General features: G+C 43.8%; 39 protein-coding genes, 1 pseudogene and 1 other annotated feature. Of the genes and pseudogenes, 35 read left to right on the top strand and 5 right to left on the bottom strand.

What is annotated here, in order from left to right:
• The first annotated feature begins 9 nt into the window (after positions 1 to 9).
• From ACDZ28_RS04300 to arsC, 5 genes are all read left to right on the top strand, one after another.
• Positions 10 to 678 carry a response regulator transcription factor gene (locus ACDZ28_RS04300; protein WP_042131111.1) on the top strand — a complete coding sequence of 223 codons (669 nt, stop codon included), beginning with the start codon at positions 10 to 12 and terminating at the stop codon, positions 676 to 678.
• Positions 679 to 2,004 carry a sensor histidine kinase gene (locus ACDZ28_RS04295; RefSeq protein ID WP_375104103.1) on the top strand — a complete coding sequence of 442 codons (1,326 nt, stop codon included), beginning with the start codon at positions 679 to 681 and terminating at the stop codon, positions 2,002 to 2,004. It begins immediately after the preceding gene.
• 257 nt (positions 2,005 to 2,261) lie between these two features.
• Complete coding sequence (locus ACDZ28_RS04290) at positions 2,262 to 2,588, top strand: metalloregulator ArsR/SmtB family transcription factor (protein WP_042131110.1); 327 nt, start codon at positions 2,262 to 2,264, stop codon at positions 2,586 to 2,588.
• Positions 2,589 to 2,708: 120 nt separating this feature from the next.
• Entirely contained in the window at positions 2,709 to 3,998 is a 1,290-nt protein-coding gene (locus ACDZ28_RS04285) for an arsenic transporter (protein ID WP_042131109.1), read from the top strand.
• A gap of 21 nt (positions 3,999 to 4,019) precedes the next feature.
• Positions 4,020 to 4,439 (top strand): arsenate reductase (thioredoxin), encoded by a 420-nt coding sequence (gene arsC / locus ACDZ28_RS04280; RefSeq protein WP_042131108.1) that lies wholly within the window; start codon positions 4,020 to 4,022, stop codon positions 4,437 to 4,439.
• A gap of 87 nt (positions 4,440 to 4,526) precedes the next feature.
• Here the strand turns inward: arsC and ACDZ28_RS04275 are convergent, their stop codons facing one another.
• Positions 4,527 to 5,738: an oxalate decarboxylase family bicupin gene (locus ACDZ28_RS04275; protein ID WP_339288191.1), complete on the bottom strand. Its 1,212-nt coding sequence runs from the start codon at positions 5,736 to 5,738 to the stop codon at positions 4,527 to 4,529.
• 170 nt (positions 5,739 to 5,908) lie between these two features.
• Between ACDZ28_RS04275 and ACDZ28_RS04270 the strand changes: the two genes are divergently transcribed.
• The 3 genes and pseudogenes from ACDZ28_RS04270 to ACDZ28_RS04260 form a co-directional block, all read left to right on the top strand.
• Positions 5,909 to 6,763, top strand: a complete 855-nt coding sequence (locus ACDZ28_RS04270) for a copper amine oxidase N-terminal domain-containing protein (RefSeq protein WP_076120315.1) — start codon at positions 5,909 to 5,911, stop codon at positions 6,761 to 6,763.
• 49 nt (positions 6,764 to 6,812) lie between these two features.
• A complete protein-coding gene (locus ACDZ28_RS04265; RefSeq protein WP_042131104.1) occupies positions 6,813 to 8,369 on the top strand; it encodes a M48 family metallopeptidase in 1,557 nt (518 codons plus the stop codon).
• A 71-nt stretch (positions 8,370 to 8,440) separates the two neighbouring features.
• Positions 8,441 to 8,701: a binding site (T-box leader), on the top strand.
• Between the two features lie 81 nt (positions 8,702 to 8,782).
• A pseudogene (locus ACDZ28_RS04260) lies at positions 8,783 to 9,427 on the top strand (glutamate--tRNA ligase family protein); the annotation flags it as partial.
• 49 nt (positions 9,428 to 9,476) lie between these two features.
• On the opposite strand, the gene ACDZ28_RS04255 reads toward ACDZ28_RS04260, so the two are convergent.
• The 3 genes from ACDZ28_RS04255 to ACDZ28_RS04245 are packed head-to-tail and all read right to left on the bottom strand — an operon-like array spanning position 9,477 to position 11,538.
• Entirely contained in the window at positions 9,477 to 10,688 is a 1,212-nt protein-coding gene (locus ACDZ28_RS04255; RefSeq protein ID WP_375104102.1) for a tyrosine-type recombinase/integrase, read from the bottom strand.
• A gap of 23 nt (positions 10,689 to 10,711) precedes the next feature.
• On the bottom strand, positions 10,712 to 11,116 hold the full coding sequence (locus ACDZ28_RS04250; protein ID WP_375104101.1) for an ImmA/IrrE family metallo-endopeptidase: 405 nt from the start codon (positions 11,114 to 11,116) through the stop codon (positions 10,712 to 10,714).
• Positions 11,117 to 11,133: 17 nt separating this feature from the next.
• Entirely contained in the window at positions 11,134 to 11,538 is a 405-nt protein-coding gene (locus tag ACDZ28_RS04245) for a helix-turn-helix transcriptional regulator (protein ID WP_375104100.1), read from the bottom strand.
• A gap of 174 nt (positions 11,539 to 11,712) precedes the next feature.
• Between ACDZ28_RS04245 and ACDZ28_RS04240 the strand changes: the two genes are divergently transcribed.
• The 3 genes from ACDZ28_RS04240 to ACDZ28_RS04230 all read left to right on the top strand — a co-directional run bounded on the left by ACDZ28_RS04240 (position 11,713) and on the right by ACDZ28_RS04230 (position 12,540).
• A complete protein-coding gene (locus ACDZ28_RS04240) occupies positions 11,713 to 11,916 on the top strand; it encodes a helix-turn-helix transcriptional regulator (protein ID WP_375104099.1) in 204 nt (67 codons plus the stop codon).
• 115 nt (positions 11,917 to 12,031) lie between these two features.
• Complete coding sequence (locus tag ACDZ28_RS04235) at positions 12,032 to 12,256, top strand: helix-turn-helix domain-containing protein (protein ID WP_375105306.1); 225 nt, start codon at positions 12,032 to 12,034, stop codon at positions 12,254 to 12,256.
• Between the two features lie 65 nt (positions 12,257 to 12,321).
• Complete coding sequence (locus ACDZ28_RS04230) at positions 12,322 to 12,540, top strand: hypothetical protein (RefSeq protein ID WP_375104098.1); 219 nt, start codon at positions 12,322 to 12,324, stop codon at positions 12,538 to 12,540.
• A 128-nt stretch (positions 12,541 to 12,668) separates the two neighbouring features.
• Here ACDZ28_RS04230 and ACDZ28_RS04225 read toward each other — a convergent pair whose 3' ends face one another.
• Complete coding sequence (locus tag ACDZ28_RS04225; protein ID WP_375104097.1) at positions 12,669 to 12,998, bottom strand: hypothetical protein; 330 nt, start codon at positions 12,996 to 12,998, stop codon at positions 12,669 to 12,671.
• Between the two features lie 93 nt (positions 12,999 to 13,091).
• Between ACDZ28_RS04225 and ACDZ28_RS04220 the strand changes: the two genes are divergently transcribed.
• The 24 genes from ACDZ28_RS04220 (at position 13,092) to ACDZ28_RS04105 (ending at position 25,083) form a co-directional block, all read left to right on the top strand.
• The gene (locus ACDZ28_RS04220) at positions 13,092 to 13,355 is read left to right on the top strand and encodes a hypothetical protein (RefSeq protein ID WP_375104096.1); all 264 of its coding nucleotides are present in this window, start codon (positions 13,092 to 13,094) and stop codon (positions 13,353 to 13,355) included.
• Positions 13,356 to 13,389: 34 nt separating this feature from the next.
• Positions 13,390 to 14,169 (top strand): phage antirepressor KilAC domain-containing protein, encoded by a 780-nt coding sequence (locus ACDZ28_RS04215; RefSeq protein WP_375104095.1) that lies wholly within the window; start codon positions 13,390 to 13,392, stop codon positions 14,167 to 14,169.
• Positions 14,166 to 14,345: a hypothetical protein gene (locus tag ACDZ28_RS04210; protein WP_375104094.1), complete on the top strand. Its 180-nt coding sequence runs from the start codon at positions 14,166 to 14,168 to the stop codon at positions 14,343 to 14,345. The genes ACDZ28_RS04215 and ACDZ28_RS04210 overlap by 4 nt, the downstream gene beginning before the upstream one ends.
• Before the next feature lie 251 nt (positions 14,346 to 14,596).
• Positions 14,597 to 14,959, top strand: coding sequence for a hypothetical protein (locus ACDZ28_RS04205; protein WP_375104092.1), 363 nt, complete (start codon positions 14,597 to 14,599; stop codon positions 14,957 to 14,959).
• A complete protein-coding gene (locus ACDZ28_RS04200; RefSeq protein WP_375104090.1) occupies positions 14,928 to 15,770 on the top strand; it encodes a conserved phage C-terminal domain-containing protein in 843 nt (280 codons plus the stop codon). Before ACDZ28_RS04205 ends, ACDZ28_RS04200 begins: the two co-directional genes overlap by 32 nt.
• Positions 15,712 to 16,602, top strand: a complete 891-nt coding sequence (locus ACDZ28_RS04195; protein WP_375104088.1) for an ATP-binding protein — start codon at positions 15,712 to 15,714, stop codon at positions 16,600 to 16,602. The genes ACDZ28_RS04200 and ACDZ28_RS04195 overlap by 59 nt, the downstream gene beginning before the upstream one ends.
• Positions 16,599 to 16,811 (top strand): hypothetical protein, encoded by a 213-nt coding sequence (locus tag ACDZ28_RS04190; RefSeq protein WP_375104087.1) that lies wholly within the window; start codon positions 16,599 to 16,601, stop codon positions 16,809 to 16,811. The genes ACDZ28_RS04195 and ACDZ28_RS04190 overlap by 4 nt, the downstream gene beginning before the upstream one ends.
• A gap of 49 nt (positions 16,812 to 16,860) precedes the next feature.
• Positions 16,861 to 17,106, top strand: a complete 246-nt coding sequence (locus tag ACDZ28_RS04185) for a hypothetical protein (protein ID WP_375104086.1) — start codon at positions 16,861 to 16,863, stop codon at positions 17,104 to 17,106.
• Between the two features lie 87 nt (positions 17,107 to 17,193).
• Positions 17,194 to 17,610 carry a replication terminator protein gene (locus tag ACDZ28_RS04180; protein WP_375104085.1) on the top strand — a complete coding sequence of 139 codons (417 nt, stop codon included), beginning with the start codon at positions 17,194 to 17,196 and terminating at the stop codon, positions 17,608 to 17,610.
• A gap of 2 nt (positions 17,611 to 17,612) precedes the next feature.
• Positions 17,613 to 18,320: a hypothetical protein gene (locus ACDZ28_RS04175; protein WP_375104084.1), complete on the top strand. Its 708-nt coding sequence runs from the start codon at positions 17,613 to 17,615 to the stop codon at positions 18,318 to 18,320.
• 297 nt (positions 18,321 to 18,617) lie between these two features.
• Entirely contained in the window at positions 18,618 to 19,589 is a 972-nt protein-coding gene (locus ACDZ28_RS04170; protein WP_375104083.1) for a DUF5131 family protein, read from the top strand.
• Entirely contained in the window at positions 19,589 to 20,071 is a 483-nt protein-coding gene (locus ACDZ28_RS04165; RefSeq protein WP_375104082.1) for a hypothetical protein, read from the top strand. Before ACDZ28_RS04170 ends, ACDZ28_RS04165 begins: the two co-directional genes overlap by 1 nt.
• On the top strand, positions 20,068 to 20,331 hold the full coding sequence (locus ACDZ28_RS04160; protein ID WP_375104081.1) for a hypothetical protein: 264 nt from the start codon (positions 20,068 to 20,070) through the stop codon (positions 20,329 to 20,331). Before ACDZ28_RS04165 ends, ACDZ28_RS04160 begins: the two co-directional genes overlap by 4 nt.
• On the top strand, positions 20,328 to 20,522 hold the full coding sequence (locus ACDZ28_RS04155) for a hypothetical protein (protein WP_375104080.1): 195 nt from the start codon (positions 20,328 to 20,330) through the stop codon (positions 20,520 to 20,522). Before ACDZ28_RS04160 ends, ACDZ28_RS04155 begins: the two co-directional genes overlap by 4 nt.
• 101 nt (positions 20,523 to 20,623) lie before the next feature.
• Complete coding sequence (locus tag ACDZ28_RS04150) at positions 20,624 to 21,703, top strand: DNA-methyltransferase (RefSeq protein WP_375104079.1); 1,080 nt, start codon at positions 20,624 to 20,626, stop codon at positions 21,701 to 21,703.
• Positions 21,704 to 21,768: 65 nt separating this feature from the next.
• Positions 21,769 to 21,993: a hypothetical protein gene (locus ACDZ28_RS04145; RefSeq protein WP_375104078.1), complete on the top strand. Its 225-nt coding sequence runs from the start codon at positions 21,769 to 21,771 to the stop codon at positions 21,991 to 21,993.
• Positions 21,994 to 22,062: 69 nt separating this feature from the next.
• On the top strand, positions 22,063 to 22,494 hold the full coding sequence (locus tag ACDZ28_RS04140; RefSeq protein ID WP_375104077.1) for a hypothetical protein: 432 nt from the start codon (positions 22,063 to 22,065) through the stop codon (positions 22,492 to 22,494).
• Between the two features lie 13 nt (positions 22,495 to 22,507).
• Entirely contained in the window at positions 22,508 to 23,050 is a 543-nt protein-coding gene (locus ACDZ28_RS04135) for a hypothetical protein (RefSeq protein ID WP_375104076.1), read from the top strand.
• Positions 23,047 to 23,379, top strand: a complete 333-nt coding sequence (locus ACDZ28_RS04130) for a hypothetical protein (protein WP_375104075.1) — start codon at positions 23,047 to 23,049, stop codon at positions 23,377 to 23,379. Before ACDZ28_RS04135 ends, ACDZ28_RS04130 begins: the two co-directional genes overlap by 4 nt.
• A gap of 36 nt (positions 23,380 to 23,415) precedes the next feature.
• Positions 23,416 to 23,841: a YopX family protein gene (locus tag ACDZ28_RS04125; protein ID WP_375104074.1), complete on the top strand. Its 426-nt coding sequence runs from the start codon at positions 23,416 to 23,418 to the stop codon at positions 23,839 to 23,841.
• Positions 23,842 to 23,856: 15 nt separating this feature from the next.
• Entirely contained in the window at positions 23,857 to 24,048 is a 192-nt protein-coding gene (locus tag ACDZ28_RS04120; RefSeq protein WP_375104073.1) for a hypothetical protein, read from the top strand.
• Complete coding sequence (locus ACDZ28_RS04115) at positions 24,049 to 24,249, top strand: hypothetical protein (RefSeq protein ID WP_375104072.1); 201 nt, start codon at positions 24,049 to 24,051, stop codon at positions 24,247 to 24,249.
• 98 nt (positions 24,250 to 24,347) lie between these two features.
• Positions 24,348 to 24,557: a hypothetical protein gene (locus tag ACDZ28_RS04110; RefSeq protein ID WP_375104071.1), complete on the top strand. Its 210-nt coding sequence runs from the start codon at positions 24,348 to 24,350 to the stop codon at positions 24,555 to 24,557.
• Positions 24,550 to 25,083 (top strand): sigma factor-like helix-turn-helix DNA-binding protein, encoded by a 534-nt coding sequence (locus ACDZ28_RS04105; protein WP_375104070.1) that lies wholly within the window; start codon positions 24,550 to 24,552, stop codon positions 25,081 to 25,083. Before ACDZ28_RS04110 ends, ACDZ28_RS04105 begins: the two co-directional genes overlap by 8 nt.
• Positions 25,084 to 25,172 lie beyond the last annotated feature (89 nt).

Here is a 25,172-nt window from a genome sequence, read left to right as displayed (position 1 = left end):
CATTGATGTATGAGCACAATTCTAGTGGTTGATGATGATTCCCATATCCGAAAATTAATCCGATTATATCTTGAAAAAAATCAGTTTTCCGTAGTGGAAGCGGAAGATGGTCGAATGGCATTAGATATTCTAGCTCATACGAAAATTGATTTAGCAATTGTGGATGTGATGATGCCGCATATCGATGGTATTGAACTGACAGAAGATATTCGATCTTATATCGATATGCCAATCCTTATGGTTACAGCCAAAGGAGAGTCTAAGGATAAAGTAAGGGGATTTAATGCCGGGTCAGACGATTATTTAGTAAAACCGTTTGATCCCATAGAATTGGTTCTCCGTGTAAAATCATTATTGAAGAGATATCATGTGACCCCTTCGAATGTTATTCAATTAGGGGGAGCAACGATTGATCTAGGGAATTTAACAGTCACTAATGCCGATCAAACGGTTGAATTAAAAAAGAAGGAATGTGAATTGTTATTTGCTTTGGCGGGTTCGCCAAAGCAAATTTTCACACGGACTCAGCTAATAGAAAATGTCTGGGGAATGGATTATGAGGGCGATGAGAGGACGGTTGATGTGCATATCAAACGCTTGAGAGAACGTCTTGAACCCATTCCGCAGCTAATTATTTCTACGGTAAGAGGACTTGGATATCGTTTGGAGCTAGCCTAGATGCTGAGAAAAAGCCTTCGTCTTCGAATCGTTGCTACTTTTATTGGTATTGTTTTAGTCAGTTTAATTATTTCCTTTGTTCTTTTTACGCAGTTTTCAGAAAAAAATAATACCCCAAACCATATGTTCATTAATATAGCTAAAGATATAGCTAAGGTGATAACTTTAATCGATGATCCGGAAAAAGTAGATGCGTTTGCAGACCTGCTTAATCGATTTGGTATAGATATAGCGATCGTTAATGAATCAAGCAACGCTGTATTTTCGTTAAATAAGGAACAAATCGCAACCCTGTTCAAACCAAACACAAGCGATGCCGTTTTTCTATCGGGCAAGAGTGGACTTGCTATCGTAGGGATTCCTAAGATAGATGATGCGAAAGGTGCTTTCATCATCAAGCTTGATTTTTCATCGATTGTAAAAGGGTTGAGAATTACGCTCTTGTCTACACTTTTAGCTGTACTAATCATTGGAAGCTTGCTTATCTTGTTCATGTCCAGGTATATAGTGAAGCCTATCAACAAGCTGACAGATGCAGCTAAGGAAATGGCGTCAGGCAATTTATCTGTCCGATTAACTTATCGTAATAAAGATGAGTTAGGTGAATTGATGGAAAGCTTTAATCGTATGGCAAGTGAGCTGCAGAAAATGGACTCTGTTCGTGATGATTTTGTCAGCAATGTTTCCCATGAAATGCAGTCACCCCTTACATCGATTAGAGGCTTTACAAGAGCGCTGCAAGACGGTGTCATTCCACTGGAAGAGCAAAAGGAGCATTTGGATATTATTTATGAGGAAACATTACGCCTTTCTAGGCTTAGTGATAATCTGCTCCGGTTAGCGTCACTCGATTCGGAACATCATCCGGTGAATCCCACCACCTTCCAATTAGACGAACAATTAAGAAGAGCGATTGTATTTGCGGAACCGCAGTGGGAGCAGAAGGATATTACAATTGAATTGGATTTATTGCCTTGCGAGATTACCGTGGATAAAGATTTATTTGATCAGGTCTGGCAGAATTTAATAAATAATGCTATTAAATATACGGAACCAGAGGGTACCATTCATGTGGAAATCGAGGTATCTGAGCTGTTTGTGAAGGTATATATTAAAGATTCTGGACGAGGGATTCCAGAGGAAGCACTTCCGCTCATCTTTGATCGATTCTATATGGTGGAAAAAGCGCGGAGCAGTGCCCTTAAAGGGAATGGACTAGGACTTTCCATTGTAATGAAGATTCTGAAAATACATGATTGTAATATTGATGTAGAGAGCAAAGTAGGAGAAGGTACTCAGTTTATTGTAACCATCCCAAGAACCTAAATCACATGCTAAATAAGTCCATAGAAATAGATAAGGCTGATAGCTCTCGCGAGAGAGCTGTCGGTCTTTTTTTATAAATATGATCTGACAAATTTACACGTAATATTAAGTCATATGAATAGTTAAGGACTGAATCAAAATATAAACTCTGAGAACAATTAAGAGAAGCAATTACATAAAATTCTTGCGTCTTCCTATCTAGATCATTATAATATAAGCGTTCGCTTATATAAGCATTGGAGGGAGGGGAAGAAGAAATGGATTCACTTACGAATATTGCTGATGACTTGAAGCTACTAGGAGATAAGACACGTCTCGCTATGCTTTCTCTTCTGAAGGAAAGGGAATGGTGCGTGTGTGAATTTGTTGATATTTTTGATATATCCCAGCCGGCGATTAGTCAGCATTTACGAAAACTGAAGAGTAGAGGGATCGTAAGGGAAAGCAAACGAGGACAGTGGGTACATTATTCGTTAAATGTAGAGGATAAACCGCATCTTAGAGCTGTTCTTCAAGAGATGCCTAGTTCTGAATCAATATTGGCTGCTCTGAATAAAGAACTTAAAGCAACGTGCTGCGACTAAAATTATTTTGTGGATTTTTTTAGACTATATATAACTATATAGTTATATGGTGATGTGTTATTCGTAGATTATAGGGGTGTTGAGAAAGATGTGGTTGTACAGTTCAGGGGGGATGGCAACGTGGCCCTTCTAGCCATACTTATATTTATAGTAACTTTAATCTTTGTGATCTGGCAGCCTCGAAATTTATCGATTGGATGGTCAGCCTGCGGCGGGGCTATCATCGCTTTATTAGTAGGTGTCGTCAGCTTTAATGATGCGCTCGAAGTAACACAGATGGTGTGGAATGCTACTTTGGCGTTTGTCGCAATTATCTTAATTTCATTAATTCTAGACAGTATCGGATTTTTTGAATGGGCTGCGTTACATATGGCGCGGGCGGCACGGGGGAACGGAACACGAATGTTTGTGTATGTTATCGTTCTTGGTGCATTGGTTTCTGCTTTTTTTGCGAACGATGGAGCGGCCCTTATTCTTACGCCTATTGTGCTTGCGATGGTAAGGGCGCTGAATTTTGATGAGAAAAAAGTATTTCCGTTCATTATCGCCAGTGGTTTTATAGCGGATACCACCTCATTGCCACTTGTGGTTAGCAATCTTGTGAATATCGTATCGGCCGACTTTTTTGGGATTACCTTTATGGAGTATGCAGGGAAGATGATCGTACCTACGTTATTCTCTTTGGTGGCGAGTATCGTGGTGCTCTATATTTTTTTTCGCAAAAGTATTCCGAAGCAATTTAATGACTCTCAGCTAAAAGAACCGCAAGAGGCTATCAAGGATAAGAAATTGTTCCGACTGTCATGGATGGTACTGGCTATTCTTCTAATAGGATATTTCGTCAGTGGATTTTTGAATATTCCAGTATCAGTGATTGCGGGAATTATTGCAATTTTGTTCCTGCTCCTTGCGAGAAGAAGCCCTTACGTCAAGGTGAAAGAAGTGATTACAGGAGCTCCTTGGGCAATTGTGTTCTTCTCTATCGGAATGTATGTCGTGGTATATGGACTTCGGAATGCGGGTCTAACAGATTTACTTGCTAAAGCGATTGGCGTAATTGCTGATCAGGGTCTGTTTGCTGCAACCATGGGGATGGGCTTCATTGCCGCATTGATCTCATCGATGATGAACAATTTGCCTACTGTAATGATTGACGCACTCGCAATTGATGCAACGCATACAACCGGAATCATTAAAGAAGCTTTAATATATGCGAATGTTATAGGTTCGGATTTAGGTCCTAAAATCACTCCAATTGGTTCATTAGCCACGCTGCTGTGGCTGCATGTACTGTCGGCTAAAGGTGTGAAGATATCCTGGGGAACGTATTTTAAGACAGGGATTATATTGACCATCCCGACGTTGTTTATTACGCTTCTAGGTCTTTATTTGTGGTTATTGGTTACCTAATTTGAAAAGGGGAAGATCATGATGAACAAAAAAACCATTTATTTTTTATGCACAGGAAACTCTTGTCGGAGTCAGATGGCCGAAGGCTGGGCTAAGCGATATTTAGGGAAGGAATGGGACGTGTATAGCGCTGGAATTGAAGCCCATGGTCTAAACCCAAAAGCTGTACAAGCCATGAGCGAAGTAGGAATTGATATCACCGGACAGACCTCGGATATGATTGATTCTAATCTGCTGAATAACGCTGATCTAGTCGTTACCTTATGCGGGGATGCTGCGGATAAATGTCCAACGACACCTCCGAAGGTGATACGGGAACACTGGGGCTTCGATGATCCGGCAAAAGCGCAAGGCACCGATGAAGAGAAGTGGGCAGTGTTCCAGCGTGTGCGTGACCAGATAGAGGAAAGAATCAAACAATTTGCGGAGTCTGGCGAATAGTTATTAGATGAAGCTTTCTTTTTAAGAAAATACAAGAAAGTATAAGTTTCACCCGATACCTTATCCTTATATTTCTCGCAAAAACGCTTACCGCCCTTTGGGGACACCGGAGGCGTTTTTGCTTGGCTTAGGGTATTTTACTACGGGCCATTTCACCTCCCTTAAGGCGTCTATAACCTCTCGTCCAACGTCTAGGTTACTTTGAACCAATTCATGAGGAGTGAGTGCCATCCATTGGTTTAGAGAAACGTCAGCAAAGCGGTCACTCTTAAACATTTCAAGAAACCATAAGGAATCTTCGCCTGTATTTTGAATATAATGTCCGAAAGCAAAAGGAACATACCCTACATCGCCTGCTCTGTAATTAAACGTTCGTGCTACACCGTTTCCGGCAAATACAGTCATTCGTCCTTTTCCGGTAAGATAATATTGCCATTCATCGTTATTTGGATGCCAGTGCAGCTCTCTCATCCCTCCGGGTTCAATTTCTACCAATGCGGCAGCTACGGTTTTGGAGATGGGAAAGTTACTGGAATCGACAATTCTGACGCTCCCGCCGGGAGTCTTCAGCGGAGGTTGAGCCAATAAGGAATGTTTAAAGGTTTGTGGGATCTCTCCGTATGGAGATTCTACCTTCTGACTTTGCAATGAACCCGGAACCTGATCCTGATAAATATAGACCTGTTCGGTGGGAATAGAGTCAAATGCAGCGGCAGGCACCCCAAAGTTAGCCGAAAGCACTTCTTTCGGAGTATGGGCAAACCAATCGGAAATGGACAAGGTGTTTAGATCAGAGAAACTTCCATCGTCGAATACAAGCAGAAACTCACAGCCTTCTTCAAGACCCTGTATTGAGTGGGGAATACCCGGAGGGAAATACCAAAGATCGCCTGGTCCCACATCGGCGATGAAGTTTCGGCCATTCTGATCCACGGCAGTAATTCGAGCTCGACCTAGCAGCATATAGGACCATTCTGCTTGTTGGTGCCAATGGAGTTCGCGTACTCCACCGGGGGTAAGGCTCATATTTACGCCAGCTAGTGTAGTGGCGATGGGGAGGTCCCTGACCGTCACCTCTCTCGACCAGCCGCCATGATTAAGCTGCATATGCGCATCAGAGAAAGAGAATTTTAAATTGGGGACAAGACCGGCATCGGTCACGGGAGGGACAAACATATCCGGATTCTCCAAATCCCGCATAATATCACGCGGTCCTTTATCTAATCCCCCTGCGCCATCGCTTCGAATGGGCTGGGGGATATTTGTCTTTCTTGGTGAATCCTGTCCAGCATCGGTCATCCATCGCACTCCTTTCTTGATTCTAAATAACTCAATGAAAATATATGCAGAATCCTGTCTTTTATGATGAATAACAAAAGTGGAACAAGTTGACATGCGCCAAGTGATCATTGATTATTACTTATATAGATTGAGGATCTAAACGGAGTAGAGAGGGAGAGGGGTTTAAGATGAATCATGTTAAGGAGTCCTTACAACGACTAGGAAAAATAAGAGCTTATGTCATCGGTCTGTTAGTGATCATGTTCGCCGCAGGTTCAGCGGTTACACCTACATCGGTGTCGGCGGCTGTCCAGTTAGGGACTCAGGTAATGCCACTGTCATACGGGGGGTATTACGTCCTTTTTCCGGGTAAACTCGCTCCTTATTTTAAATCAGGTAAATTAATGGTGCCGATTCGGGCTTTTTCGAGTGCGATTGGTGCAGATTTGCTCTATGACGCACTAACGAATAGTGTTACGGTTTCACTGCTTGACCGGTCGGTTGGGAAGATTAAAGCAGGACAGCTAGAGGCAGAATTTAATGGGGAGACAGAAGATTCATTAGGGATTGCCCCGGAGATCAAGGATGGAATCCTATTTGTTCCAGCATCTCCTATCCTAGAGGGTTTAAAGACATTTCGCTGGGAAACCCAATTCAATAACGTGAATAAACTAACCCTAGGCATTGGTGCGAGAAAAGGGGAGGAATGGGCGAAGCCTGAGGCAGATCGAGCGCTTGCTCCTTACCCAGTGGAAACAACAGCACATCCATATCCTCTATATCCCTGTACGCTGACACAGACTCCATCCGGGAAAGAATACAAACTAACCTTAGGTGTGCAAAATACCTCCGGCTTCGTCATCCCTAAAGGGAATGCGGAACTGGAGCTGGTGAGTGTGGACAGCAAAGGCAATTCTTACTACCAAACGTTAAAAGGACCTGATTCGTTAACCTCCAAAGCGGGATTATTGTCATTTTCCGTTTCCATTCCGGCAGAGGCCGAATACGTCCTTTTCAGGTCACGCACATTGAGAGCGGAATAAGTATCATAGGTGTTCTAACAAGATATACAGAGAGCAGGTTAAGAAATAGATGACAGGTAACGAAGGGCAGCACTATCGCTTCAGTGAAGCACCCATTTGGGAATTACAGCGGGCTTATTATGAAGAAAAGGGTTTAAAGGCTTGGAATAATGATCAGGTTCCGCAGTATATTACGAGTAATCCTATGATTGCGACTGCATATGCGGAAATGATCTTCGGATTCCTGCAAGATCGGGCTGGACAAGGACATCTCTCTGAAATAGTCACTATACTGGAATTGGGAGCGGGAGCGGGGCGGTTAGCGTTCCATATCCTTAAGAAGCTATGCGAAATCAAAGATTATGCGGGGACTCCGCTTCCTCCATTTCGTTATGTGATGAGTGATTTACCCGTTAAAAATATAACCAGCTGGCAGCAGCACCCAAGCTTACTTCCATTCGTAGAGCAGGGTATACTGGATTTCGCACGTTTTGATGCTGTACAGGATACTGAACTGTATTTAGTGCACGCTAAGCTCAGCATCAAACCTGGTGATTTACAGCAGCCGCTGCTGCTTGTGGCGAATTATTTTTTTGACAGTATCCCGCAGGAATTGATTTATGTGGATGAAGGTAAAATATTTGAATGTGAGATGTCGATTCAGTATTCTGAGGATGCAGATTCGGATAACCCCTCAGAGGTACTCGGTACAATTATCCCGCAATATCATTATCGTCGTGCGGCTGATTACGAAGCGGAAACTTATCCCTATCACGATGTTATAAAGCTCTATCAGCAGAAGCTGGAGGATTCGCATATTTTGTTTCCAGTGGTGGGGCTTACTTGTCTGGAGCGGCTAGCTAAGTTATCTACAGGAGGGTTTGTACTTCTTACAGCGGATAAGGGTGATCACCGAATAGAGAATTGGGAATTTGCGGAGCCGCCTATGCTAATTCATCATGGTAGCTTCTCCTTAACAGCGAACTATCATGCGATTCAGCATACGTTGGAGCAACGAGGAGCGCATTCCTTATTTACCTCACATCATTATAAAAACTTGAACATCGGATGTATTCTTATGCTGGAATCGCCGATGAGCTATACGAACACTCGGTTAGGCTACAAGCGGTTTATAGAGCGTTTTGGCCCGGATGATTTCTTCAGTATGAAGGAATGGATGGATCAGCAAATAGATACGATGGGACTTCAGCAGATTTTGGCTTTTTGGCGCTTAGGTGGGTATGATGCAGAATGGTTTATCCATAGTGCTGAACAGATTTCGGAGCTGCTGCCGGATGCCAGTGATGAAGAAATGCTGGATCTTCAGCGAGGGATTCAGCTCATGTGGACAGGTTATTATCCGATGGAACAGAGCTATGACCTCTCACTGGATGCTGGGTTACTGCTGTATGAAATGGATAAGTTCGAGGAGGCGTTAGTCTACTTAGAGCGGTCTATGCATGCCAATGCGGAAGAACCATTAGCATCGGTGCTCTATAGCATGGCGATTTGTAACTATGAGCTTGGAGCTGAAGGGGCTGCAATGGAATACGCGCGTAGAGCTTTGGCCGTAGAGCCGGATAATGAAGTGGTGCTGGAACTGATAACAGCTCTGAGCGAGGAATAGATTGTAAGCAGACAGAAGAGAAAGCACATCATTTACACAGGACCATCTATTTGGTATCCTATACAAAATAATTAAACGCGATGACGAGAAGAGTAAATAAAATCATTCCTTCACAGAGAGCTCTGGATGATGAGAACGGGGTAAGGAGGATTTTATCGAAACAAGCCTCTGAGCGGCATGTCGGAACCGGGTGACGGGGATGGTATGACGGGAGCTCCTGTTATAGAGCTAGAGTATAAGCACTGCGAAAGATGCATTGCCGTACTTGATGAGATTAATATGGCGACATATTAATGAACCTGGGGTGGTACCGCGAGAATTTCGTCCCCAAGACCATAAGTCTTGGAGGTGAGGTTCTTTTTATTTTGCAGATAAACAAGGCGGATATCACTAATATACAGGAGGTAACAACAATGAATAAGCCATCAGAAGTAGTGGCAGAAAGTTACATCGACAGATTTATTCAAGAAGAGCTTGAGGCTGAAACTTACAGTAGAGACATTTGTACCAGATTTCCACCGGAACCTAACGGATATTTGCATATTGGCAGTGCGTATGCCATTGACACGAATTATACAACTGCAAAAAAGTATGGCGGAAAGTTCCACTTGCGTTTCGATGACACGAATCCTTTAAAAGAGGATCTGGAATATGTAAATGCCATCATCGAAGATATTGAATGGATGGGCTACTCACCGGACCATATTTTCTATGGATCAGACTATTCAGAAAAAATTTACAATAGCGCAGTAAAGCTAATCCGAAAAGGAAAAGCCTATGTCTGCGATTTATCACCTGAAGAGGTGACAGCATATAGAGGGACGCTTACAGAGCCGGGAAGGAACAGTCCCTATCGGGAGCGTTCTGTGGAAGAAAATATGAAGTTATTCGCAGAGATGAGGGATGGCGTTTATCCTACGGGTGCCAGAGTATTACGCGCCAAAATAGATATGCGCTCACCGAATATCAACTTGCGTGATCCGGTGATTTATAGAATTATCCATGCGGAACATTATAGAACAGGCAACGATTGGTGCGTCTATCCGATGTATGATTTTCCCTGATAATACTAAGAGGAAATATAGTTCTACCCACAATCTACCCACATTATATGTTTTCCATAAACCTCTCGAACCGTAAAGGGGCTTCCTTTTTTCTTTTCTTGGTTACATGTGTATATATATCTCTAGTTATCTGGTCATTCTTATGGCCAAGTCTTTTCTGAATTACTTCTAAATCTTCTCCCGCTTCAGCCAAGAGAGAAGCGTGTGTATGTCGTAAAGAATGCGGGGTAAGCGTTTCGGATAACCCAGTCATTAAGAGATACTTTTTCATTCCTCGCTGAGCAACTTCATGAATCATAGGATAGCCAGGCTTATACTGATCATTTACAAATATGAATCCGCCCTTTGTATAGTATTTTTGTCTTTCTGCCATCATAAGTTGTTTTTGCCAAAGGGACTGACTATCTAAAACCTCAACTACCTTTTTACTTATTTCAACTTCACGAATAGATGATCTAGTTTTCGGGGTATTTAGTATATAATTTTCAACACCTTCCCTTACATAAAGCGTCTTGGTAATAGATATATAGTTTTCTATTTTGTTAATATCTCTCCATTTCAACGCACACGCCTCCCCAATTCGGAGTCCTGTGTAAGCTAGCAAGAAAAACAATGCATATTCCTGGACAGTTCCATTTTCCTTAACCGTTTCTAGAAATTCCAAAAGTTCATTCTTTTCGAGATACTTAGGCAAAGAGGTTCCTGATTCTAACTGATCAACAGTTTGCTGGAATGAGGGCAGTCTTGCACTGGCTGCTGGACTCGACTTTAAAATTTCTTGTTCCACTGCTGTATCGAATAACATTTTACACGAAATATGAACGAGATTAATTGTGTTATAGGATAATTTTTTTGATTTTAGATCATCTAACATGCTTTGGTATTGTTTTTTTGTTATATCGCACAATCTTATATGAGCGAAGTATTTTGTAGCTTTAAGAAGATTTACTTTCCTTAAGAAGACTGTCGAGTTTTTTACATTTCCATGCGCTTCATACATTTTCAACCACTCGTCAACATAAGTGGAAAATATAATATTTTTTTCCTCTACATAAGTACCTCGTCTTAATTCAGCCTCAATATCTATGCCAGCTTGAAATGCTTCCTTGGCGGAATTATAACCAGGTGTTTCTTTTTGTTTTCTTTTCCCTGTTTCTGGATTAGTGATACTGTAGCGATAATGATACTTTCCATTTCTGAATCTAACACCAGGATATTTAGGTTGTTCTTTTGATGACTTTGATTTTGTTGACACGTACCATCACCTCGCTATCATTATCAATAAAACTGATGAAATTCCATGGGTACTCCACAGCGATTAAGAAAGCCCTCACGCGTTTCATTGGTCAATGGAACTTCTAAAGCAACCATAAGTCGAACCGAGAAACTATGAGCTTCTCTTTCTATTTTGTCCAAAGAGAATAAAGTATTCTTTTTAAGAAAAGGAGTGTTTATATGGGGGTGTATAAAGTGGTGTCCCAATTCATGTCCAGCTGCAAACAAAATTTTTGGACTATCCAACCGATTGTTCAAGTGAATTTGTGGAATTCTATGTAGTTTGGTGTAATAACCCCATATATTTTCACCTAGATCTTCAAAATATAATGTAATGCCGGTTAGTTCAGCTAATTTTAAGGGGTTATTAGTTTCATGAGTACGAATCAACCTCTGGACAATGTCCATTCCAATACCTCCGAAGATCATCGATGTTTTTTAGGAGTGAATTTCTTCTTTGCCATTTGCTTTGATGTTCGTAAAGCATTTTCAAGCGATATACGAAGTAATTCTCTATCTTCTTCATCCATCGGTTCTCCCATAAAGGCCAGAGAATCATTTCCTTCGAGATCTGCCATCATGTTTTCTAGCTTTTTTGCAATATCAGTTTCTTCTTTTACCGTGAGGTTTTCTAAATCAGATTCAGAAAATATTTTGTCAATGTCCACTTGGTATACTAGAGCGAGTTTTCTGATTGTTTCAAGACCAGGCTTTCTGTTTTCGTTTTCGTAATGTGAATAGGTTTGCTTGCTAATCCCTATTTTTTTCGCCACCTCTTCTTGAGTCCAGCCTTCAATTTTTCTTAGTTCACGTAAGTTCCGACCGTACAATTTAATTCCTCCTATGTAGTACTCATTGAGGTAATAATATAACTTTTTTCATCTAATGTCAACAAATAAGCGACAAAACAGAGAATGCAAATGCAATAATCGGGTTGACATCGCCTTAATGTTGATTTATTGTTAAGTCAACGATTAGGCGACAAGTTAAGAGGGGGTGATAATTTGAGTCATAATGTGGTCGCCGTAAAAAGAAAGAAGCTAGATCTAACTCAAGAGAAATTAGCGACAATGCTCGAAATTTCTCGTCAGCACTACAACTCAGTAGAAAACTTTAAAAAGGCGCCATCGGTTGAATTAGCACAAGGAATTGCTCGGATTTTGGGTATTGAATGGACAATTTTTTTTGTTAATAAAGTCAACAGATAGGCGATTATTCGGGAGGTGATTGCCTTGACAGTAAACGATAAGCAGACTAGGAAAGAGGCCTTGCTCCGCAGTATCGTCTTAGAGCTATTAGCTGAGAAAGGAAAGGGTGAAGAAAATGATAGATCAGCGTGTGTCTGTAGGAATAAATAAACTTCCAGAATTTCTGAAACCTGATGAAGTCGCTGCTTATTTAGGAGTTTCAAGAAATACTGTCTATCGTTGGTGTAAAGCCGGTGAAATAGAGAGTGTTAAAGTGCGAAAGACGCTTCGCATTCAAAAAACAACACTACTAGGGTGGATAGCCAAACAAGAGAGGGCAAGCGTTGAATCACTGGACTAACCGCCCTCTAACTGCAATCATAACCACATCATATGGCTTTATACCTGAAAGTGAGGTAAACAACAATGCTGAAAAGTAAATTCACTTATTCGCTCCTATCAATCCGCAACATGTTAAGCCTCAGTCATTTAGACGTGGTTGACGCGGTAGCAAACGACCATGTACCTACAGTATGCAGAGGTGATGAGAATAACATCGATAGCTATTATACCAATAGCAAAGGGTTATCTCACTTCAAGTCTCTTGCGAGAAATGGTGCAGGCGGCGTTGGGGTTCAATACTGAATCTAAGCGATGTTGACGTAAACGGCTCATAGGCAGGGAGGAGGGATAACGATTGAACAGACGACAAGCTCAAAAAAAGAAGACCGCAGAATGTTCAGCGGTCATTGATCAATCAAAAGGTAATAAGGCTAAGGTAAATCAAGTTTCCTCTTTACGGATGGATCCTCAGGGCTCCCCGGAATCTTTGGATGAGCAAGAAAATCAGCAGATATCCCATAAAGAAGAGCGTTCTGATACAAGCGAAGTTCATCTACACCCAAATTCGGAATCAGCGCTTGCTGAATCTCGAATTCGTATTCAACATTTGTTACCTCCCAATGATAATTTGTAATGTAATCCAAGGCCCTTATTTTAGCGCCTTCCTTATCTTTGGAGATGACCCAAATGTGAACTCTCGCACCGGCAATATCATCACAGTCTTTATTTGACGGGGCGGGGATGGCATCAATTGCAAACATATACGGATTCAATGTACACCTCTTCCTCAGAATTTGTAGTCTGGACAACTCTTATTCTATAGGCAGAGGAGAAAAATGGAAAGGAGTGCAAGCATGGGTAACGGATCAGATAACAAAGCTATCCACGAATCTCAACGTAGGCTCATTGGCAATGGGAGAATGATTGGTTTACCTAATTTCAAACAAAGCAATGACATGTACAGCATACAAGTGACCATGCAATCTTGTTTAGATGCTGGAGCAAGAGCGGATCTACTCAATCAGATTATTGCTATGTACCGTCGGCATTATGCAGGAAGTGAAGAAATGCAAGTATTTATAAATGACATGGAAGTTCGTTATTTGACATCACTTTAATCCGACGAAAAATTCGTCACTTTGGGGGGGCACCATGGAAAATCAACCAACAATATTTAATCACCCTGAGTTTGGAGATGTTCGCACGATCGAGATTGACGGAAAAACAAATTTTGTTGGAGTAGACGTCGCGCGCGCTTTGGAATATGCAAAACCAAGCCAAGCCGCAATCGATCATTGCAAAGGTATCCGTAAGTTGGGGATACCTTCTGGAGGTGGCATTCAAGAAACGAACATTATCACCGAAGGCGATGTATACCGTTTGATTGTTAAAGCAGCAGATCAATCCCGTAATTCTGCGATTAAGGCTAAAGCTGAAAAATTTGAACACTGGATCTTCGATGAGGTGCTCCCATCAATCCGAAAAACTGGAATGTATGCTGCGGACGAACTTCTGGACAATCCGGATCTGCTCATAGAAGCTGCAACCAGGCTGAAGGAAGAGCGCTCTGCCCGCCAAGCACTTGAAGCGAAAGTTGAGCAGGACAAGCCTAAGGTACTGTATGCCGAATCGGTTGAAGTTTCATCGACAACCATCTTGATTGGCGAGTTAGCGAAGCTGCTGAAGCAAAACGGTATTGATATTGGTCAGAACCGGTTATTCAAAATTCTCAGACAGCGCGGTTTCCTCGGTTCAAAGGGTGAGTATTATAACATACCTACACAACGGGCAATGGATCTGGAACTATTCGAGATTCGCACCAGGACCATTATTAATCCGGACGGTAGCAGCCGGATCACTCGTACGACCAAGGTAACAGGTAAGGGTCAGATTTACTTTATCAATAAGTTCAAAGGTGAGGGTTGGGTATGAAGGACTTAAGAGAGTGCCGTTATCAAATGCGTTATTGGCTTGAAGCCAGTAAAGACGCAAAAATGCGGGGGGATGAAACCAATGAGCAGCATGCCATCCAAATGTTCCGCCAACGTCGTGACGAATTACTCGCTACCTGGAGCAGTCCTGCTGAACGCGGCGCACAGTGTGGATAGTTTGTGGATAAACGAAAAACAGCCTCACGGGGTAGGAGCCGTGGACTGTAGCTTTACAAATAATTATTTACGGTCAGTTTATCAGGGATCGGAGGAAAAAGCAATGAAAACAGATGATAAGGAACAATTTGTAATTGTGGGTAGATGCGCCGCTCCCAACTGCGGCCGTTTTATGCTCTTTGGTCAGGACGTAGTTCGTCATGGAAATGCACGGTGCTGTAATTACACTTGTCTTAATCACTACATGTTTAGTGGTGCGCGTCGTGCTTAGCTTTGGGTTTCATCCTGTTCCAAAACCAAAACACAAGCGTAATAGGCCCACTGCCAAGCAACGGGGGGCAATCAGTAAGGACGTTTATGCCGCAGCGCTGGAGAGATCCGGCGGCCGTTGCGAACGCTGTGGGCTTATGAGAGAACTGCAGTGTGCTCATTTGGTTCGCCGTTGGCGGATAGAAGAGAAAACCAGTGTTAACGATGTCGCTATGCTTTGTGGTCCATCAGTTAACACTGGGACTTGTCATAATATTGTCGATTATTCAGCCGAAGGCCGAAAATGGGCAGAACAGAAAAGGCGCGAACAGCATGAAGGGACTGAAAAAGATGTCAAATATTGAGGGCAACATAGCGTTTGAAACGGGATTCTTTATTGGACCAAATGAAATATTCGACCGAGACGACGCTGGAACACATGTAAAAATTGTATTTCTTTATCTCTGCCGCTGTGCCAACAACTCGACCGTGGCCTTTCCGAGCTATAACACAATCGCCGCTAAATGCTCCATGAGCAGACGTAAAGCCATCGAGTGTGTGGAGTGGTTGGTTGAGAATAAATTGCTCGAAAAAATAATTCGCCGCGGTGAAGAAAAGAACGGTAGCAACCTTTACAAAATTATCCGTGGTGGTGCACCTCATGCACTAGGTGGTGCACAGCATGCACCAGATGTGGTGCACAGCATGCACCAGGGTGGTGCACCACATGCACCAGATGTGGTGCACAGCATGCACCAGGGTGGTGCACCACATGCACCCTATAAAGAACTATATATAAATAACCATAATATAAATAACCACTTAAATAATACATTGTCAGGCAAACCTGACGAGGGGATCCCTGAACAGGTCATTGCCTATCTAAACGATAGGACAGGCAGTCATTATAAATCGAGCACGGGAACTACAACAAAGCTAATCAACGCACGGGTAAAAGAAGGTCGTAGCCTGGAGGACTTCAAAACCGTGATTAATAAAAAGGTTGCCAGTTGGAAAGGGACTGATCGGGAACAGTACTTGAGGCCATCAACATTATTTAGACCGGGAAATTTTGAAGCGTATCTCAATGAGCCATGGCCGAAGGGAGTGAACAGAGGTGCAACCGATCAACCTAGCCGAAGCGATTCCGGCCTTAACCAATTCGTCATTGAATAAAAAGCCGGATAACCCAGTTTTGGGCTGCTGCATCTTCTGTAGAGCAGAGCTCAGGCATGGAGAGTACGAGGTGCTCGGAAAAATGTTTTACCCGCTCCTATCATGCAAATGCGAAACAGATATTCTAGCAAAGCAGCGAGAAGAAGAGGAGTTAAAGAAAGACCGAGAGGAACGGCGAAGAGAGATACTAAAGTCATTCAGTCGCCACATCATTAACGACTCCATCCGGGATGCAGGCTTTAAAAACTTCCTCCAGCGACCTGGAACTGAAAAGGTGCTGGAAAAGAGCAAGGAATTCTATCGAGAATTCAAAAGCAGACAGTTAGGCTTGTTGTTCTTCGGAGCAGCTGGCAACGGAAAGAGTCACCTTGCTAGAGCAATCCAACGTTCGATAGACTCAGACGGTTGGGCCACTCTTTATCTAGACTGGCCACAACTTGTAGAGATAGCAAAAGCCACCTTTAACCGCAGCTCTTATTCAACTGACGGGGCTCAACGGGCATCATCCATTGACGGTATTGTCAGAGCGGCAATCAATGCTGATCTGATTGTCCTAGATGAAATCGGGGCTGGAAAATTAACTGATTGGGAATTCAAAACACTTTTATTTCCGATTATCAATGGCCGGCAGGGTAAGAAGACAATTTATACGACCAATCTCGACCTAGATAGACTGGAACAATGGTTTGCTTGGGACAAGGATAATAAGCCACTAGACGAGGATGGACGTTGTATAGATCGCATCCTTGGGAACTGCGAGGTCATCAAGAATAACGGTACCAGCAAACGCCGAGAAGATGCAATGAACCGCATGAACGGAGGGAACTCATGAAATGCTCAGTGCCCTCCTGCAAACTTGAAGCTACCGTAACATGGACTACCGTCCCGATCTGCCGGCACTGCCGTGGCATCATTATGCATGAACAACATGAATACTATGGCGGAAAGATTAAGGAATATGAACGTTGTCGTTATATCCGCATCCGTCATATGACTCCGCTCTGGCCGATATTGAAGCGGGAGTTGATGGAAAATGCCTGATCGTAACGGATGGCTGACCCGAGATGAGGTATAGAATTACGGAAAACCAGTGTACATCACCGGCGGTATAGGATGGCGTCCCGCTCGTCCAGAAGGATGGATACTACTACCTCGTTATCGCTGTGCTGAACTAGGAGCGCATGTCGGACCTGGTGACCATCCCATAGCATACTTACATGTTCGTAATGCTATCCCGCCTCATAGCTATGCTCCGCTATATGTCAGGGGCATGGAACAGATCAATGTATATATGCTTTCAGAAGCAGAAATGACAGCAGCGGAGCAACATCTATGATACTACTCTGGATAACACATGAGGGACGAGCTCCACCGAATTGTCTGAGGTGCCACTATCCCCTAAAAAACGAATGGAGGAAATAGAATGAATGAAATAAGCATTGAAAACTTGGCTGGCGGAGCTGTCGGCGAGCGTATCAACATCGAATTGAACAAGGTAGCCGACAATATTATGGATCCGAACACCGACTGGAAGAAAGCTCGTAAGCTTACCGTGACCATTACCATCAAGCCGGATGAACAGCGGGAGATCGGATTGGTCAGTGTGGATAATAAACCAACATTGGCACCAGCACATGGCATCGCTACAAAGTTGGTATTCGGTAAGGACAGAGAAGGAAAAGCAGTTGCAGAGGAACTTGTCTCTGGAGTTAAAAATCAGATGATGATTGATGACGAAGGTGATCTTGCGGACGATCGTGGCAAGAAGGTAGAACCAGAAGCAATTGCTAGCACAGGTAATGTATCGTACTTACAACGTAAATCCCAAGGAGGAAACTAATCATGATTAAAGAAGCCCTGCAATATATCACTGGACTGGCGAGCCAAAAAACGCTTGAAATTAACGGACAGCAATATTCCAATCATACACTTACTCTTTTGCGTCAGCCTACTCCAGCACCACTGGTGATTCGTAGTCTTTCCGGATTTGTGGATTACCTCAAATCTCGATACGATGCACCTGGGAAGCTAATGATTCACATCGAAAGCCCTACTAAAGTGTCAGCATTTGGCACGTTTAACGAAGATGTTGCCCGCTCCACATTTGCAGTAGCAGACGCCTTGCTTCCGACAATACGCTTTGACAATTTCATGGATGTTGAGACGTTCAATATTATGCTTCAGTCACTTTTCGTTCCATCAGAAACCCGGGCTACTCTGCTCAAGGTTGTCGGTAATATCAAAGAAGAGAACGTACAGAATACCGGAGATGATGGGGTAGCCCAGCAGATCACAGCGAAAACAGGTGTAGCGACCGTAGGAACAGTAACCATTCCGAATCCCGTCACCTTGCTCCCTTACCGCACTTTCGTTGAGATTAAACAGCCTGAATCTCTGTTCGTGTTTCGTATGCGGAGCGGCCCTGCTGCTGCTTTGATTGAAGCGGATGGGGGAGCTTGGAAGGTCGAAGCCATGGACACAATCAAGGCTTATCTGGAAGAGGCGTTGAAAGAAGAGATTTCAGCTGGTGATTTCGTAATTATTGCTTAATTTCACTCAAGTGGGGCGGCTTCGGCTGCCCCGTTTTAAAAGGTGTGATGATATGAACTGGAAAGCAGCTACAAGACAGGAATTACACACTGTCTTACAAGAAACTAGAGCTCATCCATTGGACAAGCAGGAAGCCCAACAAGAGATACTTCGGCGCTGTCGTCCTAAGTGGGGAAGGGTGCAGTATAAGATCAAGAGAAACGATGCCAGAAAGCTAACTTGAAGATTTGCTAGTTCGTATAACAACGATAATTAGGTGATTAATACAGGGCATAGCCCCATAAGGAGATAACCAGTATGAGCGATAAAACAGGCATTGAATGGGCGGACGCAACTTGGAACCCGGTCACCGGATGCAGCAAGGTAAGCGAAGGTTGTCGTAACTGCTACGCTAAGACATTCACTGAGCGGTTCGAGGGTACGCCAGGGCATTACTTTGACTCTGGATTCAAGGTGACACTGCGGCCGGAGAAGCTAATGCAACCGATTCGATGGAAGAGATCTCGGAGAATATTCGTCAATAGCATGAGTGACCTATTCCACCAAGAAGTGTCGCAGCAATACATTGATCAGGTTTTTGGCATTATGCTTGCTAGTCACATGTTGGAGGGAATCGGTAAGCACACCTATATGCTGCTTACAAAACGGCCTGAGCGGATGCAACAATACTTCTCTGCTGGACCAGAACGACTTCTGGAGCGCTGGAGCAAGGCGCTGGACGGCATTCTGATCATGGATGACGCAGACGTTTATTTCTCGGAGTACATTAGTGGCTTTCCAGTTAAGGAGATGTGGCCGTTACCTAATCTCTGGATTGGTGTCAGCGTTGAGAACCAACAGGCAGCAGACGAACGGATTCCATTGTTACTGGATACACCAGCAGCCGTTCGGTTTCTAAGCTGCGAGCCTTTGCTAGGGAATGTTGATCTGAGTAAATGGCTGTTCGTAGACGAGCAAGGGGATTCGGCACAATCTCCTGTAAATTGGGTCATAGTCGGTGGAGAGAGCGGACATAAGGCACGGCCAATGCATCCGTGGTGGGTACAGGAGCTTCGGGATCAGTGCCAAGCTGCAGCTGTTCCATTCTTCTTCAAGCAATGGGGCGAATGGAAAGAGACTCACGCATTGCGGTGCAATGAGCCCGGAATTAAGGGAAGGCCTTGGCATACTTTTGACCCCGACACCTCGGTATGTAGGATAGGCAAGCAGGCAGCAGGAAGGGAACTAGATGGACGGACATGGGATGAGTTTCCGGAAGGAGTGCAGTAATGAGTGAATCAGGAAAAGTTTCCTTACCAATGACACCAGAACAGATAGAAGCATATAAAGCCTACTCACAAATTAATCGGGGGTTGCCTCCTGAGATGGCTATTGAGTTGCTGGCTGCTCTAGAAGAGTCACAACAACAGAACGCGCGTTGGAAAGAAGCTGTAAACGCATTGATGATGGGTGACACTGAGATTCAGCGCGAGTTAGCAGAGGCACAGCAGACCATAAGCACGCTAAATGAAGAATTAAACTATATACGCTCTATTGCAGATATATCACTTCCTGCTGTGCGGGAAGAACTTGAGGTAGCACAGCAGACCATAGCCCAGCAAGGCGAGATCATTCACGGAATTGACCGTGACCTTACAAAGCTAAGGCTAGCTCTTATAGCCATTGCTGGCATGGACGTTATAGGCAGCTCCGCAATAAGTATGAAGGCTATTGCAAAAGAAGCGCTGAAGGAAGGGAGTGATAAGGCATGAATAGCATCGAGGAAGTGTTTGAACGAATCACAGCCACACAGGACCCTAAATGGAATGGGAACTGCTCTTGTACGGATTGCTATTGGAATATGTGGGCTCCTGATCGCGCAGACACCAACACTTGTGTATCTGAGAGTTTGGGAGATACCAAGATGATGCCGGATACCACAGATTGCCCTTCCTACTGGTCTTATGAGGTAGCTTGTGGAGTTGGTAAAGGCAAATGGGCATCTGAACAGATCGGGGAGGCACAGTCATGACAAAGGAAAACTCCAATTATGACCGACCTACTACCATCCTCAAATTAGAAAGCATTACTGAAATGTCTCTGGTAGAAATTGCGGCTGCTGACCCCGAATGGATAAAAAAGATTGCCATGTCTGCAATAACTCATATAAAGACGCTACAGAGGCAAAGAAACGATTTGAAGCGCAAGGAGGGTAAGTCATGACACAAGTAAAGGATAAGACAAACATTTGCCCCCGAGAGAGGGCAGAGGCGGAATATATCACACTACAGGGGGCGTTTACTAGCTCTAAGGAGGAATGAAGTATGATCCTGCAAGGTGACAACATGAAGATCATGCCGACACTTGCGGCTGAGTCATTTAACACTTGCGTTACTAGTCCTCCATACTGGGGCCTACGTGATTACGGCATACCGCCGACAGAATGGCCAGAAGTAACTTATACACCAATGCTGGGACTAGCACCTGTAACTATGCCAGCATGGACCGGATGCTTAGGGTTAGAGCCTTCACCTGATATGTTTGTCGCTCACTCGGTACTCGTATTTAGAGAAGTATGGCGACTACTGAAGTCAGATGGAACTCTCTGGATGAATTACGGGGATAGTTATGCGGGAAGTGGCAAAGGAGCTTGGAAAAACAAAGATGCTCAAAAGGAAGTCTATGTTCCTGATCCAGACAGTGAATTATCAAGAATACAAAAGAATCCTCATGGATTAAAGAATAAAGACCTAATCGGTATTCCGTGGCGTGTAGCCTTTGCCCTCCAAGCTGACGGCTGGTATCTCCGTATGGACAATATCTGGAGCAAACCAAACTGTATGCCAGAGAGTGTGCAGGACAGACCAACGAAGGCACATGAATACTTTTTCTTTTTCTCGAAGTCCGAGAAATATTACTACGATAAGGACGCAATCATGGAGCCCTTAGCAGAATCGTCCATCAATAGAATATCTCAGGATCTAGAGCGACAAAACGGATCAGTAAGAGCGAATGGCGGGGCAAAAACAAACGGGAATATGAAAGCGGTGTTCACGGTCCGAGGATCAAAAGGAGTTATAAATAACCCACTTAATCAGGGATTGAGAGAAGAAGTTAAGCCTTTTGAATTGCCACAAATGAGGAATAAGAGATCAGTTTGGACGGTGCCAACAGCTCAGTTCTCAGAAGCTCACTTTGCTATATTCCCCGAAAAACTTATAGAACCGTGTATATTAGCCGGAGCTCCGGTAGGCGGTCATGTATTGGACCAGTTCGGAGGATCCGGAACAACATTAAAGGTAGCACTAGAAAATGGCCGTGAATGTACAATTATCGAAATGGGGCCGCAGTATGTTGAAATTGCCGAGCGACGGACAGCCATCATACAACAGCATTTATTTTAGGGAGTAGGAGTATCCCTCCTCTCCCAAAGGAAGAGTAGACGCATATAGCAAAGGAGTGAATCAAATTGAAAAAGTACGAATGTATAAAAGGTTTTTCGATTGATAAATGTGACGGAGATGGTTTCACGATAGAAGAAAGCGGAATGCTTATTGAAAAAGGTTCACAGTGGTTCGATTATACAGAAGACTACCGTATAGTCGGTGGTGAAGTTCGGTTGGAGAACGAGGACGGAACATGGATAGAGATTTCGAAAGGTGACGTTTCAGAGAGTTTCAAAGAAATAGCTTAATGCGCATTCCAAAGATACAGGGACAGAGAGGGTTAATAGCCCTCCTCTCCCAAAAGGAGGATATAAACGATGGATATGACAAATATGAAGGTAGTTCACTATTGCTGGACATGTGGTAAGGCACACGAGGCAGCGAATACGCCATATGATTTCATGGCCTCTGATAAATCAGTTAAGTGTGAGTGTAACGGGTATGTAGTTTCTCCTTCTGGAAAAGTGCAGTTATCCATTATGCCGGCCATTCCAGTGTGGAAGATTGATGACGGAGCAGAGACATTCCGTGTGTCTGCCAACAGTTCAGAAGAGGCACTGAAATGTTTGATCGAGGAATTTGGGTTGGATGAATTGGAGGATCCGGAGGTAACTGAAATTACCGACTTAGAAGAACTTCGGAGAAAGTTTATCACCCTTGAAGAAGGCGGTACTCAGAAAACGTCGATTATCGAAATCGTCAATCGGACGGAGAAATTTCCAGCAATCATCAGCACATCAATTTGGTAGGGGAGGAAGCCCAATGACACAAAGGGACTGGCAAAAGGATATGGAGATGTGCGAGGCGGCAACACCGGGTCCGTGGAAGGCTAGATCTTGGACTGTGCCCACAGCTGACCAATATAACGTCACTTCTGAACATGATGCATCAGAAATATTTACAGCATGGCAAGGCGCACGTTACCCAGGAGGACCAGAGGTAAGTGCAGATCAAGCAAAGCTAAACGCGATAGTTGCTGCCGAAGCCCGTACTGCCCTTCCCTACTGGCTCCAAGAAGCCAAAGAGCGCGGAGAACGGGAACAACAACTGAGAGAGCTTATGAAAGACGCACTTGGCTGCATGGTTATGTTTGCGGGAAAAGAAGACGATCATGTCCAGCGCATTGTAAAGGCATTTCGCACCCTTTACCCAGATACCCCAGCACCCAAAGAGGAAGAAGAGAACAAGTGCCGTGGCTGTGGATCTCACATGGTTCCACAGTGGGGCGGTGATGAAGGTCCTGAATCTCATTGGGAAGAATGTCAAAACCCAGATTGCGATTATGAGGAAGGAGATAACCAATGAGCACATGGAACAAATTAACGAGAGTCAATAAGACTCGCAAGGATCACAAATGTGCCGCGACAGGACGCACAATCCCATCAGGTTCAAGTTGTTGGAATTACAGGGGCGAGTATGAAGGAGAGTTTCAAAATTGGCACATGTGCGATGAAGCTAAAGAATTTATGGATGCCAACCCTTCTCTATTTAATGATCCAGATGGATATGAATGTGCATATGTAGGTGAAATGTTGGACGAAGCAAAACATAGAGGGGATAGGCCGAAGGGCATCGTTACGACCGCAATACTTAGCGTAGCGGAGGCCGCAGGGTTGGCTGTACTGAACTTATAAGGGGGCTGAGACCCCAATCAAAGGAGACGATAACGGATGAGTATAGTACCTAAATACCGAGCATGGTATAAGCCACTCGGTCAAATGATCCAACCTGATAGACTGGAGCACATCAATTTTGAAGTGAAGGTACTAGGCGTGTATATCAAAATGGAAGATCGGGGATTCCACAAGCTTCGGATGTCGGACTTTGAACTCATGCAATATACAGGAGTACATGATGATGGAGATGACGAAGAGGAAATTTGTGATGGTGATATCGTTGAACTTCAATACGAGAATGAAGCCCATATTTGCAAGATTAAGCGCGAGGGATGCGGATTCATGTTTGTGGCAGACAGCTTACCAGATGGATTTTTATGGATGACCGAAGTGCTTGAATGCGATAGAAATTACTGGTGGGTGGAGGGAACTCGAAAAGTCGGCAACATCTACGAGAATCCAGAACTAATAGAGGTATAAGGGGGAGAAGAGGATATGAGTGAAAGATTAATATCTGCTGATAAAATCAAACAACATGTACTGGATAATTGGTTAATGGAACGTCATGCGGGAACTAATGATTCAGTGATTCGTGCGGAAGTGTGGGCAGAACTAAGTGACTCATTGCAGTCTGGTATGTTTAATCCCGCTCCAATACAGAAAGATACCCATTCGGAGGTAAGGTAATTGAGAGTTAAGGAAGTACAGGCAGCGTTAAAGTCGGGAGAACGTTATTTTAAAGACTGGAAGCTAACCGAGCCGGTTGAAGTTCTATCTTGGGGAATGACTTGGGTTCGTTACACAACGCCAAGCATGAAATATTTCATATCAACTAATATCAAGACGTTTGCACTTAGCATAGACAGCGTGTACAAGCCAACAGGATGAAATTATTGGCCGAAGGCCTTCGAGACCGACCGAATTACCCAGCGAAGCGGGGGCCGCCTGCTTGTCTATTAATCCTTATAAGAGGAGGAATACAACTAATGATCATTAAAACAACTCAAAACCTCTCAGCTCCATCAGGTAGCATAGTATCAGGAGTAACCTTTAGAGCAATAAGGGAGCGGGATGGATATCGCATAAACTCTGGTGAACACAATGGCATCTACGTTCCTGATACATGCGCAATGGTACTCAGTGACGTACAGGTAGATGAAAACGGAAATCGTAAACGTGGCAGCCGTTATGATTGAGAAAACTATAAGCCAGTCACAGATCATGCCAAGCTGGACTATTATTGACTTAGGAGCGGCTACAAGCATTAATTACGAACGATCAAGACTCTTAGCTGAACGGGCATATCGTAGAGCTGATGCGGATGATAAGAAAGTAATATCGGGCATGGTATCTGATTGCAAGTTTGTAACTGAATGGTTATCAACTGGTAGGCGGCCAGGAAATAAGCGTGGGATTGAACGAAGAGCTGCTTATCAAAAGGAAAAGCCAATGGACCCGCTCCACATGCAAGCCTTCATTTCCAAAAGCTCAGCAGGTAGTCCAAGTAATCTCAGTGATTGGGAGATGTTCCAGCTCGAAGATGCGCTGTCCACATTGAGCCCACGGGAGCGGGAGTGTTATATACTGGCGCACGGAGAATGCTTCAGCTTCAACGAAATAGCGAATATGCTAGGAATTCAAAAGGGTACTGTTCAACACTATGTAGAGACAGCTCAAGAGAAGATATCAGAAGCATTGAGGAACAGCCTCTTTTTACTCTAAAATCCCCTTACGGTTGCCACCTATAGGTATAACCTATAAACAGATATTGGTTTATAAGTTTGTGACGGGTAGAGAGTCGCTGTAACGCG

This window comes from Paenibacillus sp. RS8 (assembly GCF_041956825.1).
Lineage (GTDB): Bacteria > Bacillota > Bacilli > Paenibacillales > Paenibacillaceae > Paenibacillus_AQ.
The sequence above is the reverse complement of the archived record's forward strand: the minus strand, read 5'-3'. Positions and strand labels throughout refer to the sequence as shown.

Excerpts from the sequence above, each read along its gene's own strand:
- ACDZ28_RS04105 (WP_375104070.1), top strand. The coding sequence starts at position 24,550 with ATGATTGAGAAAACTATAAGCCAGTCACAGATCATGCCAAGCTGGACT.
- ACDZ28_RS04150 (WP_375104079.1), top strand. The coding sequence starts at position 20,624 with ATGATCCTGCAAGGTGACAACATGAAGATCATGCCGACACTTGCGGCT.
- ACDZ28_RS04300 (WP_042131111.1), top strand. The coding sequence starts at position 10 with ATGAGCACAATTCTAGTGGTTGATGATGATTCCCATATCCGAAAATTA.
- ACDZ28_RS04155 (WP_375104080.1), top strand. The coding sequence starts at position 20,328 with ATGACAAAGGAAAACTCCAATTATGACCGACCTACTACCATCCTCAAA.
- ACDZ28_RS04230 (WP_375104098.1), top strand. The coding sequence starts at position 12,322 with ATGCTGAAAAGTAAATTCACTTATTCGCTCCTATCAATCCGCAACATG.
- ACDZ28_RS04295 (WP_375104103.1), top strand. The coding sequence starts at position 679 with ATGCTGAGAAAAAGCCTTCGTCTTCGAATCGTTGCTACTTTTATTGGT.
- ACDZ28_RS04160 (WP_375104081.1), top strand. The coding sequence starts at position 20,068 with ATGAATAGCATCGAGGAAGTGTTTGAACGAATCACAGCCACACAGGAC.
- arsC (WP_042131108.1), top strand. The coding sequence starts at position 4,020 with ATGAACAAAAAAACCATTTATTTTTTATGCACAGGAAACTCTTGTCGG.
- ACDZ28_RS04135 (WP_375104076.1), top strand. The coding sequence starts at position 22,508 with ATGACACAAAGGGACTGGCAAAAGGATATGGAGATGTGCGAGGCGGCA.
- ACDZ28_RS04190 (WP_375104087.1), top strand. The coding sequence starts at position 16,599 with ATGAAATGCTCAGTGCCCTCCTGCAAACTTGAAGCTACCGTAACATGG.
- ACDZ28_RS04170 (WP_375104083.1), top strand. The coding sequence starts at position 18,618 with ATGAGCGATAAAACAGGCATTGAATGGGCGGACGCAACTTGGAACCCG.
- ACDZ28_RS04290 (WP_042131110.1), top strand. The coding sequence starts at position 2,262 with ATGGATTCACTTACGAATATTGCTGATGACTTGAAGCTACTAGGAGAT.
- ACDZ28_RS04110 (WP_375104071.1), top strand. The coding sequence starts at position 24,348 with ATGATCATTAAAACAACTCAAAACCTCTCAGCTCCATCAGGTAGCATA.
- ACDZ28_RS04210 (WP_375104094.1), top strand. The coding sequence starts at position 14,166 with ATGAAGGACTTAAGAGAGTGCCGTTATCAAATGCGTTATTGGCTTGAA.
- ACDZ28_RS04165 (WP_375104082.1), top strand. The coding sequence starts at position 19,589 with ATGAGTGAATCAGGAAAAGTTTCCTTACCAATGACACCAGAACAGATA.
- ACDZ28_RS04215 (WP_375104095.1), top strand. The coding sequence starts at position 13,390 with ATGGAAAATCAACCAACAATATTTAATCACCCTGAGTTTGGAGATGTT.
- ACDZ28_RS04250 (WP_375104101.1), bottom strand. The coding sequence starts at position 11,116 with ATGGACATTGTCCAGAGGTTGATTCGTACTCATGAAACTAATAACCCC.
- ACDZ28_RS04200 (WP_375104090.1), top strand. The coding sequence starts at position 14,928 with ATGAAGGGACTGAAAAAGATGTCAAATATTGAGGGCAACATAGCGTTT.
- ACDZ28_RS04220 (WP_375104096.1), top strand. The coding sequence starts at position 13,092 with ATGGGTAACGGATCAGATAACAAAGCTATCCACGAATCTCAACGTAGG.
- ACDZ28_RS04235 (WP_375105306.1), top strand. The coding sequence starts at position 12,032 with ATGATAGATCAGCGTGTGTCTGTAGGAATAAATAAACTTCCAGAATTT.
- ACDZ28_RS04175 (WP_375104084.1), top strand. The coding sequence starts at position 17,613 with ATGATTAAAGAAGCCCTGCAATATATCACTGGACTGGCGAGCCAAAAA.
- ACDZ28_RS04140 (WP_375104077.1), top strand. The coding sequence starts at position 22,063 with ATGGATATGACAAATATGAAGGTAGTTCACTATTGCTGGACATGTGGT.
- ACDZ28_RS04275 (WP_339288191.1), bottom strand. The coding sequence starts at position 5,738 with ATGACCGATGCTGGACAGGATTCACCAAGAAAGACAAATATCCCCCAG.
- ACDZ28_RS04265 (WP_042131104.1), top strand. The coding sequence starts at position 6,813 with ATGACAGGTAACGAAGGGCAGCACTATCGCTTCAGTGAAGCACCCATT.
- ACDZ28_RS04120 (WP_375104073.1), top strand. The coding sequence starts at position 23,857 with ATGAGTGAAAGATTAATATCTGCTGATAAAATCAAACAACATGTACTG.
- ACDZ28_RS04125 (WP_375104074.1), top strand. The coding sequence starts at position 23,416 with ATGAGTATAGTACCTAAATACCGAGCATGGTATAAGCCACTCGGTCAA.
- ACDZ28_RS04180 (WP_375104085.1), top strand. The coding sequence starts at position 17,194 with ATGAATGAAATAAGCATTGAAAACTTGGCTGGCGGAGCTGTCGGCGAG.
- ACDZ28_RS04130 (WP_375104075.1), top strand. The coding sequence starts at position 23,047 with ATGAGCACATGGAACAAATTAACGAGAGTCAATAAGACTCGCAAGGAT.
- ACDZ28_RS04270 (WP_076120315.1), top strand. The coding sequence starts at position 5,909 with ATGAATCATGTTAAGGAGTCCTTACAACGACTAGGAAAAATAAGAGCT.
- ACDZ28_RS04225 (WP_375104097.1), bottom strand. The coding sequence starts at position 12,998 with ATGTTTGCAATTGATGCCATCCCCGCCCCGTCAAATAAAGACTGTGAT.